The 12351-nt window shown below is 51.6% G+C and carries 7 protein-coding genes and 1 other annotated feature; of the genes, 6 read left to right on the forward strand and 1 reads right to left on the reverse strand.

What is annotated here, in order from left to right:
* Positions 1 to 59: 59 nt before the first annotated feature.
* The 3 genes from C557_RS0115095 (at position 60) to leuS (ending at position 7144) form a co-directional block, all read left to right on the forward strand.
* Positions 60 to 1751, forward strand: coding sequence for an alpha-glucosidase (locus C557_RS0115095; RefSeq protein ID WP_018752722.1), 1692 nt, complete (start codon positions 60 to 62; stop codon positions 1749 to 1751).
* A gap of 2 nt (positions 1752 to 1753) precedes the next feature.
* Positions 1754 to 4015, forward strand: coding sequence for a glycoside hydrolase family 3 C-terminal domain-containing protein (locus C557_RS0115100; RefSeq protein ID WP_018752723.1), 2262 nt, complete (start codon positions 1754 to 1756; stop codon positions 4013 to 4015).
* Between the two features lie 121 nt (positions 4016 to 4136).
* Positions 4137 to 4353: a binding site (T-box leader), on the forward strand.
* Positions 4354 to 4702: 349 nt separating this feature from the next.
* On the forward strand, positions 4703 to 7144 hold the full coding sequence (leuS, locus tag C557_RS0115105; protein ID WP_018752724.1) for a leucine--tRNA ligase: 2442 nt from the start codon (positions 4703 to 4705) through the stop codon (positions 7142 to 7144).
* Here the strand turns inward: leuS and comER are convergent.
* Positions 7141 to 7986, reverse strand: a complete 846-nt coding sequence (comER, locus tag C557_RS0115110; protein ID WP_018752725.1) for a late competence protein ComER — start codon at positions 7984 to 7986, stop codon at positions 7141 to 7143. The two genes, leuS and comER, sit on opposite strands and share 4 nt — an antisense overlap.
* A gap of 327 nt (positions 7987 to 8313) precedes the next feature.
* On the opposite strand from comER, the gene C557_RS0115115 reads away from it, so the two are divergent.
* From C557_RS0115115 to C557_RS0115125, 3 genes are all read left to right on the forward strand, one after another.
* Entirely contained in the window at positions 8314 to 8886 is a 573-nt protein-coding gene (locus tag C557_RS0115115) for a ComEA family DNA-binding protein (protein WP_018752726.1), read from the forward strand.
* Between the two features lie 18 nt (positions 8887 to 8904).
* Positions 8905 to 9423 carry a deoxycytidylate deaminase gene (locus C557_RS0115120; protein ID WP_018752727.1) on the forward strand — a complete coding sequence of 173 codons (519 nt, stop codon included), beginning with the start codon at positions 8905 to 8907 and terminating at the stop codon, positions 9421 to 9423.
* A gap of 139 nt (positions 9424 to 9562) precedes the next feature.
* The gene (locus tag C557_RS0115125; protein ID WP_018752728.1) at positions 9563 to 12244 is read left to right on the forward strand and encodes a ComEC/Rec2 family competence protein; all 2682 of its coding nucleotides are present in this window, start codon (positions 9563 to 9565) and stop codon (positions 12242 to 12244) included.
* The last annotated feature ends 107 nt before the right edge of the window (positions 12245 to 12351 follow it).

Here is a 12351-nt window from a genome sequence, read left to right on the forward strand (position 1 = left end):
CTATACATGCAATCATTTTGTGAATTTGATTATTTTATCGGGTACGGAGGTTACGCGCAATGAGAGAGCAAAAGCCGCAGTGGTGGAAGGAAAGTGTAGCATACCAGATTTATCCCCGCAGCTTTCAAGACTCTAACGGAGACGGAATCGGGGATTTGCGGGGGATTATCCAGCGCCTCGATTATTTGCAGTTCCTGGGAATTGATTTGCTGTGGCTGAGTCCGGTATATGATTCCCCAAATGATGATAACGGGTATGATATTCGGGATTATCATGGCATTCTGGCTGAGTACGGCACGATGGAAGACATGGACGAGTTGCTGGAAGAAGCGGGAAAACGAGGCATTCGGCTGGTCATGGACCTGGTGGCCAACCATACGTCGGATGAGCATGCCTGGTTTATTGAGTCGCGTTCCTCCAAGGATAACCCGAAGAGAGACTGGTATATTTGGCGTCCGGCCAAGGATGGCAAGGAGCCAACTAACTGGGAATGCGCATTTGGCGGCTCTGCCTGGGAATGGGATGAAACGAGCGGCGAGTATTACCTTCACTGCTTCTCAAAGAAGCAACCGGACCTGAACTGGGAGAATGAAGAAGTGCGGCGGGAAATTTACAATATGATTGACTGGTGGATGGATAAAGGCATCGCGGGCTTTCGTGTGGATGCCATTACTTACATCAAGAAAGACCCCGCTTACCCTCAGCTTGAAGTTGAGAATGGCCGTTCCTTTGCTCCAATCGAGAAGGCAAGCTTGAACCAGGACGGCATCCTGGACTTCCTTCGTGAAATGAAGCAGGAAGCCCTGGAGCCTCGGGGGGCCATCACAGTTGCTGAAGCTCCCGGTGTGCCGCTGGAGCAAATTCCAGATTTCGTGGATGAAACGGACGGAGTATTTACGATGCTCTTCCAGTTTGGACATGTAGATCTGGACATCAAGCCTGGCGGCAAGGCGGAATTTATCGATTGGAATATGAAGAAATTCAAGGATGCATTGTCTCTATGGCAAAAGGAATCGAATCGTCAAGGCTGGATGGGTTTGTTCCTGGAGAACCACGATCATGTGCGTTCGGTATCCAAATTTGCGAGTGATGGTCCTTATCGTGAACCTGCGGCCAAAATGCTTGCGGCTTATTATTTTCTCATGCGCGGTACACCGTTTATTTATCAAGGTCAGGAAATCGGCATGACGAATTGTCATTTTGAATCTATTCATGAGTATCGGGATATTGGCAGCATCAACCTGTTCCGGGATGAGACTGGGAAGGGCCGTTCGCCAGAAGAGATTATGGATTATCTCGGTCGGCGCAGCCGCGATCAGGGACGTACTCCAATGCAGTGGAGCAGCGAGGCGGAAGCCGGATTCACCAGCGGTGAGCCTTGGATCAAGGTGAATCCTAACTATAAACAAATCAACGTGGATGACAATATGAAGGACGAGGATTCTGTTCTCCAGTTCTATCGTCAGTTAATTGCACTCAGACGCGAACACCCGGCCCTGGTCTACGGATTATATGAGGATCTTTTCGAGGAATCCGGAGAGCTTGGAGCTTACCGCCGGGTGTATGAAGATCAGGAGTTCATCGTCATTTGCAACTTCACAGATCAGGATGTAGAACTGCCGGAACTAGCTGAACTTTCACTGGGCAGAGAACAAATTTTGTCTAATTATAAGCAACGGAAATCAGGTGTATTGCAGCCTTATGAGGCATTAGTGTTCAAATCAGCTGCCGAAACAGGAGGAGAGCGATAAGCATGGAGCAATCAATCAAGGAAATCGTTGAACAAATGACTTTAGAGGAGAAGGCCAGCCTTTGCTCGGGTCAGGATTTCTGGCGGTTGAAGAAGGTGGAGCGTCTGGGCATTCCTTCTATTATGGTTGCGGATGGCCCTCATGGATTGCGCAAGGAAGTGGAGAATGCCGATTATTTGATTGCGGGCCAAAGTATTCCGGCTACATGCTTTCCCTCCGCTGCCGGATTGGCGTGCTCCTGGGACCGTTCGCTAATTCGCGAGATGGGAGCGGCGCTGGGTGCCGAGTGTCAGGCTGCTGGCGTATCCGTTTTATTAGGTCCGGGCGCTAACATCAAGCGTAGCCCTCTCTGCGGCAGAAATTTTGAATATTTCTCGGAGGACCCATACCTATCCTCGGAGATGGCAGGCAGCCATATTCAAGGGGTGCAAAGCCAAGGCGTGGGTACCTCGCTCAAGCACTTTGCCCTGAACAATCAGGAATATCGCAAGATGACGGTCGATGCTATCGTGGACGAACGGACGTTGCGGGAAATTTATCTCGCCAGCTTTGAAGGCGCCGTGAAGGAAGGTCAGCCATGGACCGTGATGACAGCGTATAATCGGGTTAATGGCGAATACTGTGCCGAGAACAAGACCCTGCTTACCGACATTTTGCGGGATGAATGGGGCTTTGAGGGCGTGGTCGTATCCGACTGGGGCGCGGTCAACGAACGTGTGCCTGGCCTGCGTGCAGGTCTTGACCTGGAAATGCCGTTTAGCCTGGGACAAGGCGATGCGAGAATTATTCAAGCCGTGCAAAGCGGGGAACTGGATGAAGCGCTGCTTGACAGAGCGGTAACCGTATTATTGAAGCTGGCCTTCAAGGGATATGAAGCCAAGCGGGAGCAAGCCTCTTTTGACGCGGAGGAGCATCATCGTCTGGCTAGAAGAGTGGCCCGGGAAAGTATGGTATTGCTTAAGAATGAGCAAAATATTTTGCCTCTCTCCAAGTCTGCAAGCATCGCAATTATCGGTGGCTTCGCGCAGCAGCCGAGATTTCAGGGCGGTGGCAGCTCGCACATCGTACCGACCCAGTTGGACAATGCCTTTGAGGAAATCGGCCGTAAAGTGGCCAATCCGGCACAATTGGTATATGCACCAGGATATCCGCTGGATGAGGACGAAGTGGATGCCGGGATGATTGCCGAAGCGGTCGAAGCTGCGAAGCAGGCCGAGGTTGCCGTGATATTTGCCGGGTTGCCGGATCGTTACGAGACAGAAGGATATGATCGCAAGCATCTGCGCTTGCCGGAGAATCATATCCGCCTGATTGAAGAGGTAGCTAATGTGCAGCCTAATCTGGTTGTTATTCTTAGCAATGGTTCGCCGGTAGAAATGCCTTGGCTCGACAGAAGCCAGGCTGTACTGGAGGCCTATCTTGGTGGACAAGCCTGCGGAGGAGCACTGGCCGATCTGTTGTTTGGCGATGCCAATCCATGTGGCAAGCTGGCCGAGACCTTCCCGGCTGCGCTGGAGCACAACCCTTCGTACCTGTTCTTCCCCGGAGAGCATGACCGGGCGGAGTACCGCGAGGGTGTCTTTGTCGGATATCGCTACTATGACGCCAAAGGCCTGGAACCACTGTTCCCCTTTGGGCATGGTCTAAGCTATACCCGCTTTGAATACTCCAGCTTAACCTTGAGTAGCTCCCGTATTCAGGAGGAAGACATTTTAACGGTAAGCGTGCGGGTAAAAAATGCTGGCGCGCTTGCAGGTAAGGAAATTGTTCAACTGTACGTAGGAGATAAGGAAGCCTCTGTTGCTCGCCCGCTTCGCGAGCTAAAGGGTTTCGAGAAAATCGAGCTTCAACCAGGAGAAGAGAAAACGGTCACCTTTGAATTGAGTAAAAGAGCGTTTGCCTTTTACGATGTCGAGCTAGGGGATTGGCATGTGGAGAGTGGCCTGTTCGACATTATGATCGGACGTTCTTCCCGTGATATCACGGCAACAGCGGAGGTCTTTGTAGAGAATACGACTCGGCAAAATCGTACCTTCACGCGCAACTCCACCCTGGGGGATTTGCTGACCTTGGGAAATCCAGACGCGGCTACTCTGGAGCTTATCGAGCAGTTTAAAGCCAATAGCGGTATATTCCCGGCGGATAAGCCGGCGGATATTGCTGAGGCGGATTTGCATTTTCTGCCGTTGCGCGCGCTGGTATGGCTAAGTAAAGGTGGGCTTCGTGAGAGTGATATGGAGACCCTGTTAGCTCGAATCAATTAGAGGCCTTGGTGCTGAAAACCTGTCTTTTGGAACTTAGCGGCGAACCGGGGAATCCTGGTCCGCCGTTGACTTTATAGCGGTAAATTGGATATAATAATTGATAGCCAAAATTGCATACATCATGATAACTTTGAAGAGGAACAGTAGTTTTGATTTCACCATTCAGAGAGCCGGCGTCTGGTGCAAGTCGGTTGGGAAATGAAAATGAACTCGCCTTGGAGTCATGATGCTCAAAAGCATCATCGTCTTGCCCGCGTTAAGGGTCAAAGGGAGCTAGGACAAAGCATGTCCGATGCTAACTAGGGTGGTACCACGGGAAACTTCCTCTCGTCCCTAGCGATGATACGCTATGGATCGGGAGGTTTTTTATTTATCCTAAGAGGTAGTTCAAAAAGTCGTCTTCCCAGGACGAAGCAGTTCGAGAAGTGGATTCGGCGTCGAATCTTGAATTCAGCCGGGACTAGCAGATGCTTTCATAGTATGTTTCCGAAGTCGTTTTCTCCGAAAACGTGTAGCTCCGCTACTCAGTCCCTAGCTTCATCGGGGGCTCAAGCGTTTTGAAAAAACGCACATCTGATGCTTAAGCTTCTGTCTTGTAAACCCGACTTTTGAACATACACTTACAGCGGTACGACAATCCTGGCATTTTGCACTAAAACTATAGTTGATCAAGGAGGATTTTGGAATATGGCGGATCACAACGTGTCCCAAGATATTTATCGGGCCCAGGTCATCGAGCCGAAATGGCAAGCTTATTGGGATGAGCATCATACGTTCAAAACACGGGAGGAACAGGGCAAGCCCAAATTTTACGCGCTGGATATGTTCCCTTATCCCTCGGGTGCAGGCCTGCATGTAGGCCATCCGGAAGGTTATACGGCGACGGATATCGTCTCCCGCTTCAAACGGATGCGCGGCTACAATGTACTTCATCCGATGGGCTGGGATGCCTTTGGACTTCCAGCGGAGCAGCATGCGCTTGATACGGGTGAGCATCCCCGGGACATTACGGTAAAGAATATTAATAATTTCCGGCGTCAGATTAAATCGCTGGGCTTCTCATATGATTGGGACCGTGAGATTAGCACGACCGATCCGTCTTACTATAAATGGACGCAATGGATTTTTATCCAGCTCTATAAACGCGGCTTGGCCTATGTTGCCGAAGTGCCGGTGAACTGGTGTCCGGCGCTGGGAACGGTACTGGCGAACGAGGAAGTCATTGATGGCAAAAGCGAGCGCGGGGGCCATCCAGTCATTCGCAAGCCGATGCGCCAATGGGTGCTGAAGATTACTGAATATGCGGAACGTCTGCTTGAGGATCTTGAGGAGCTGGATTGGTCCGAGAGTATCAAGGATATGCAACGCAACTGGATCGGGAAATCGGAAGGGGCCGAGGTTATTTTTGGCGTTGACGGGCATGACGCGGCATTGACCGTGTTCACCACCCGCCCGGACACCTTGTTCGGAGCGAGCTATGCGGTGCTCGCTCCAGAGCATGAGTTGGTTGGCATAATTACGACCGAGGCACAACGTTCAGCCATTGAGGCCTATCAGGAGCGGGCAGCCCGCAAGAGTGATCTGGAGCGGACGGATTTGGCCAAAGACAAGACGGGCGTATTTACCGGGGCCTATGCCATTAATCCGGTGAATGGAGCCAAGCTGCCGATTTGGATCGCCGATTATGTGCTGGCAGGCTACGGCACAGGGGCAATCATGGCTGTACCTGGGCATGATGAGCGGGATTATGCTTTTGCCAAGCAATTTGAGCTGCCCATTATTGAGGTTGTGTCCGGCGGTGATTTGAGCAAGGAAGCTTATGCAGGCGACGGAGCCCATGTGAATTCCGGGTTCCTCGACGGCCTCCATAATGAGGAAGCGATCAAGAAGATGATCGGCTGGCTGGAGGAGAATGGCAAAGGCAAAGGCAAAATCACCTATCGCCTTCGTGATTGGCTGTTCAGCCGCCAACGCTATTGGGGAGAGCCGATTCCAATCCTCCATCTGGAGGATGGCACGATGAAGCCGGTGCCGGAGGACCAGCTTCCGCTTGTTTTGCCGGATGTGGACGCGATCAAGCCATCAGGTACAGGCGAATCGCCACTGGCCAATGTTACGGACTGGGTCAACACCACCGATCCGGAGACAGGGCTTCCGGCGCGGCGTGAGACCAATACGATGCCGCAATGGGCGGGTAGCTGCTGGTATTACCTGCGCTACATTGATCCACATAACGATCAAGAGCTGTGCTCACCAGACAAGCAGAAGGAATGGCTGCCGGTTGACCTGTACATCGGGGGAGCCGAGCATGCGGTGCTTCATCTGTTGTATGCCCGCTTTTGGCACAAGGTACTCTATGATCTGGGCGTTGTGGCTACGAAGGAGCCATTCCACAAGCTGGTGAACCAAGGGATGATCTTGGGCACCAACAATGAGAAGATGAGTAAATCCCGTGGCAACGTCATTAATCCTGATGAAATTGTAAATGAATTCGGAGCGGATACGCTGCGCGTTTATGAAATGTTCATGGGGCCGCTGGAAGCCACCAAGCCATGGAATGCCAATGGGGTGGAGGGAGTTCATCGCTTCCTGTCCCGTGTGTGGCGCTTGTTCGTGGCTGAGGATGGGAGCCTGAACCCCAAAATTACGGCGGATGGCGGCAGCGACGAGATGAAGCGGACCTGGCACAAGACAGTCAAGAAAGTGACTGAAGATTTTGACAATCTTCGCTTCAACACGGCCATCAGCCAGTTGATGATCTTTGTGAACGAAGCCTATAAGGCTGATGCAGTGCCGAAAAAGGCAGCGGAGAACTTTGTGCAACTGCTCTCTCCATTGGCTCCGCATTTAGCGGAAGAATTATGGGAGCGGCTTGGACATGAAGATACGATTTCTTATGAGCCATGGCCAGCCTACGATGAGACGTGGACTGTAGAAGCGGAAGTGGAAATCGTCGTCCAAGTCAACGGTAAGATTGTGGATCGCACTAAAATTTCCAAGGATCTGGATCAAGCGGCAATGCAAGAGTACAGCTTAGCCCTGCCAAATGTACAGCAGGCTATGGCAGGCAAAGCCATTCGCAAGGTAATCGCAGTTCCTGGCAAACTGGTCAATATCGTGGTTGGCTAATCGGATTCAGCTTCTTTGAGGACGGAACGGAACAGTTCCTGAAGCTTGCTGATATCCGCATCGTTTTTGCGGTGAGTCGCTTGAATCAAGCTGGTGAACAAACGCTGTAAATCGCCTTGCAGAACAGCGATGCCTTCAGCGGTAACTCCGCCTGGTACGGCTACTCGCTTTCGGAGTGCTTCAACGGTGAGTCCTCCTTCGGTTAATAGCTTGCCCGTTCCCAGCAGCATCTCTGAGCCGAGCCTGCGGGCTTCGGCTTGGCTGATGCCGGTAAGCTCGGCGGCGGTGTCCGTCCAGATTTGTAATACATAAGCTATGAAGGCTGGTCCGCAACTGGATAGGTCCGAGGCGATTCTCGTTTCACTTTCTCGCAAGGAGTGCGGTACGCTAATGGAAGACATGAGCTGCTCCAGCAGGAGCCGATCCTCCGGAAGGATCCGGCTGCCGTAAATGCAGAGTGAAGCTCCGCTGTGAGTCATATGAGTAATGCTGGGAATGATTTTGGCAACTTTGGAGGGAACGCTGCTCTCCAGAGCTTCGATTTGAACAGGACTGGAAATAGACACGATAATTTGCTTCTCGTCGAGTCCGTCCCGGATTTCCGCGATGACATCGGGGTAATCCAGAGGTTTGATGCAAAGAAAAATGATCTTGCTTCCTTGCACCACTTGGGTATTGCTGTCGCAAATTTGCAATCCAGGGTGGCGTGAAGCCAGTGATTTGGCCTTAGAGGGAGAACGATTACTGGCACAAATATGATGTGGGAGCAGTGCGCCTGAACGCAAAAAAGCATCGATGAGCAAGCTTCCCATGGATCCGGTTCCGATGAAGGAGACTTTCATCCGGGTTCCCCTTTCCGTGCTTGTTGCACCTTTCTTGAATGAAGCATGTCTATGCATGTTTATTCCACTTGTAACAATATGTATGCAACTTGATTGGATTTTCATGACATAAGAGTTGATTCTTTTAAGTGCGTGTTCAAAACGTCGGGTTTTCAGGATCAAGAAGGTTGAATGAAGCTAGGGACTGAGTAGCGGAGCGTAGACAAATCTACGTGAGCAACGGAAGTCCCGGGTGAATTCAAGATTCGACGCCGAATCCACTTCTCGAACCGCTACGTCCTGGGAAGACGACTTTTTGAACTACCTCTTAAAGATTGGGGTGTGGGTATGCGCAAGTTGGTCATGACATCCATCGTATCTGCGATGCTGGGAGCGGGCTTGATGCTGCTGGCGACGGGAGCAAGCAAGCCTGCTGGAATCGAGGGTTGGGTTCCTGTTAATGTAGAAGTCGCAGCTGCGCTCAACGAAGCTGCCGAAGGTGAGCGCGCCACTTCTAGCGGTGAGGTTCAGGTGAATGTCAACGCAATGTCAGCAGCTAAGGCAGAGACGGAGGAAGGCCAGCCTTCCACGTCATCCGCAGCAGTTGCGCAGTCTGCTGGGAAAAGTGAGGCTGCTGCAAGCGATATTCAGGAGAATATAGTAGGAGTGGCGAGCGGTAGCACCGTTCCAGGGGATACAGCGGAGACACATAAGCAGGTCGTTGATTCCAGCTTGATCAGTATTAATCAGGCCGGGTTGCTGGAGTTGCAGGATATTCCGGGTGTTGGCGAGAAAAAGGCTCAGGCCATCATGGATTACCGCGATGCCCACGGTGGATTTACTTCGATTGAAGAGTTGACAGAAGTAAAGGGAATCGGAGATAAAATGCTGGCGAAGATGAAGCCATATATCAGGCTGTGAGACAGGGGGAGCTAGGAGATGAATCCGGAAAAACGCAAAGATTGGGATACGTATTTCATGGATATTGCTTACATGGTATCCACGCGTTCACGTTGTAGCCGCAGGCATGTAGGGGCGGTGCTGGTTCAAGGGAAGAAGCTGCTTGGCACGGCATACAATGGAGCTCCCTCTGGCGTGCCTGATTGCTCGGAGGCCGGCTGTATGATCTCGGAAGAAGTTGAACTCGTGCTAGAAGACGGGCAGGAGAAGATGGTCAAGAAGCAGCGCTGTATTCGTACAATTCATGCCGAGCAGAACCTGCTTTTGTTCACTGATCGGACTGATCGGGAAGGGGCAAGCGTGTATGTTACCGATGAGCCCTGCTGGACCTGCGCTAATATGTTGGCTAACAGCGGCATTACGGAAATCGTGTTCCATCGTCCCTATCCAAAGGATACCGGGAAGGTCACGGCTATGATGAAGCAAATCGGCATTACCTTTCGCCGTCTGGAGGCCTACCAGCCTCCCAGGGAAACAGCGGAGCAAATTGATTTGTAGAAGTACGTGTTCAAAAAAGCCAGGTTTTCGGCACAGAATCGGAATGCGGGAAGCACCTCATTCGCTTAAGCAGCGGATGGGGTGCTTTTTTTAGTTGGCTGAGGCTTGGATCGCACTAAAGAAAGGAGGAGAAGTGAAGATGAGAAGAAGACCCTTAACAGCGATAGCGGTGTGCTGGCTGCTTGGCAGCGGTCTGGCGGCAGGGAGCAGCAGCAGAGTGTTCTGGTTACTGTGGCTTGGCATCTCTCTTTTAGCTGTAGTGTCCGTCATAGTCTTAAGGATGCCTTGGCGCAAGCTCATTTTATTTTGGCTGATTTTTACACTGGGAGCTTCCTATTGGCTTTACAATGAGGCGCGCAATGTTAGTCATATAGCGATTCCGCCAGGTGAATCGGCATGGGAGGGGCGCGTCGAAGGCATGATTGTCTCTAGGGTAGAAGTCGATGGCGATCGGGCTGATTTCACATTAAAGGTGCATCGTCTAATACAGAGCCAAGGAACAGAGCAAGAAATTCGGGGCGGAGAACAGGTGGCTGTACAATTGAGACTCTCTGCAAAAGCTGAGCTTCAAACGACAAAGCAATGGAAGCGAGGACAGAGAATCAGCCTGAGCGGAAGCTTACAGGAGCCGCAGGTTGCCCGGAATTTCGGCGGTTTTGATTATCGGCGTTATCTACATATCCAGCGTATCCACTGGCTGCTCAAAGCCGAAGGAGCTTCGACACTAAAGGTGGAAAGTGGGAGCCATGGAATAACGGCTTTTTTCGGTAAGGTGGATGAGGTTCGTTACACCTTGGGTGAGCGTATTGAGTGGTTGTTCCCAGGCTGGCAGGCCGGGTATATGAAGGGGCTGCTGATCGGCTTGCAGGACGAGCTTGAACCTGACAAATACACCGAGTTCACTAACCTTGGATTAACACATATTTTGGCTATTTCCGGCAGTCATGTAGCTATAAATATTGGGCTTCTGTTTGGCCTGCTGCGCTTATGCCGGGCAACGCGGGAAACCGCACTAAACGTCGTTATGGGCTTTATCCCCGTTTACATGCTGTTGACCGGATTCTCCCCGTCAGTAATTCGCTCCGGCCTTATGACGATGCTGGGAATATACTTGCTCAGGCAAGGCCGATGGAAGGATAGCTTAAACATATTGGCTGCTGTAGCCTGGCTTATGCTGTTGTGGGAGCCTTATTATCTGCTGAATGTAAGCTTCCAGCTTTCCTTTGCCGTTACCGCCGGGTTAATTATCTTTGTGCCTCTATTAAATCGTTATTTCCAGTGGCTGCCTCCAAAGATTGGAGGGGCTATAGCTATTACATTGACGGCGCAAATGGTTTCGTTCCCACTGACCATTACCTATTTCAATCAATTTTCCCTGCTGTCGATTCTGGCTAATCTGTTGCTGGTACCGGTTATTGGCGTCATTGCCCTGCCGCTTGGTACGGGAGCGCTGCTCCTTAGCTTGCTGCCTGCCAAACTGGGATTATGGGCGGCCATCCCGGTGCGCTGGCTAAATAATGCTACTTTCGTAGTCACTGAATGGTTTAGCGGGCGTGGCGGCTTTATGACCTATTGGAGGTCGCCGGACATAGGGTGGATTCTCGCCTTTTACGGACTGTGCTATTTTGTGCTCGTGATGGGCAGGGAACGTCAGCAGCAAGCCGATGTCTGGCCGGCGAACGTAGGGGCGGTGGGGGACACCGTTCCGCTTGGAGCAAGAAAGGCAAGTGCCTGGGAACAGGCTGCAACCTGTTTAGCGACAGATGGATTAGCTATGATTGGAAGCGGACGCAGCTTCCCGCTTGATGCACGGCAATGGGGATGTGCGATATACCGCATTGTCATGGAGCGGCCCGCAGCCTTACTTCGCTTGGCCGCCATGGCTGGTCTGGTGCTATTGCTGGTCCTTGGTTATCGAACCGCTTATGTCAAGGGCACGGGCTATGTGGAGTTTATTGATATTGGTCAGGGAGACAGCGCCTTGATCACAACGCCTTCCGGAGCTCACATCCTGGTGGACGGCGGAGGTACTGTTTCTTTTCGTAAAGCCAAGGATAACTGGAGAGAACGTCGGGAGCCCTTCGAGGTAGGAGCCAAGACCCTGGCGCCGCTCCTCAAAAAACGGGGAATTCATCGGCTGGGCGCCGTCATTCTGACCCATGGCGACCAGGATCATATCGGCGGGGTGCAGGCCATATTGGAGCAATTTCGTGTCGAGTCCTTACTCATTAATGGCAGCCTGTCTCCATCGGTAACTATGACAAAATTGATGAAGACGGCCCTAAGCAAGAGGATTCCCGTCTATTCCGTGAGCCGGGGAATGCAGCTTGTACCCGATAAGGACACCCGGTTGCAGTTTCTGTATCCGCAGTCAGGCACAGCAGCGGCAGGAACGCTGCCTGTGGACAAAGAGCAGAACCATCGCTCTATTGTCTTTATGCTTGAGATGAACGGGGCTTCCTTTTTGTTTACCGGGGATATGGATGAAGCGGCAGAGAGAAAGGCGCTAGCTCTGGAACAGGCAGATAAGGGGGGTGATAACCCTATTCACAAGCATTCTATAGATGTTTTGAAGGTCGCCCATCATGGCAGCAAAACATCGACATCGGCGGTTTGGCTCGATTACTGGCGGCCGGAGCGGGCGCTAATTTCGGCCGGAGCCAAAAATGTATACGGTCATCCACATCCAACGGTAGTTGAGCGTCTGGACGAGCGGAGGGTGCAAATTTACCGCACGGACCAGCAAGGGGAGGTACAGCTCCAAGTGCGCAGGGAACGGCAAATTGAAGCAAGGTTCAAATTATCTGTAGAGCCCCGATAAGGAAGACTTGTCCAGAGAGAAGGATTACCTGATTACAGCAGGATGACGAGGCCATTCTTTTCTGATATTCTAAGGTGAGATTAAGAGAGCAAAAAGTGTTGATCATA

Origin of the sequence: Paenibacillus sanguinis 2301083 = DSM 16941, assembly GCF_000374825.1 — a bacterium.
Taxonomy (GTDB): Bacteria; Bacillota; Bacilli; order Paenibacillales; family Paenibacillaceae; genus Fontibacillus; species Fontibacillus sanguinis.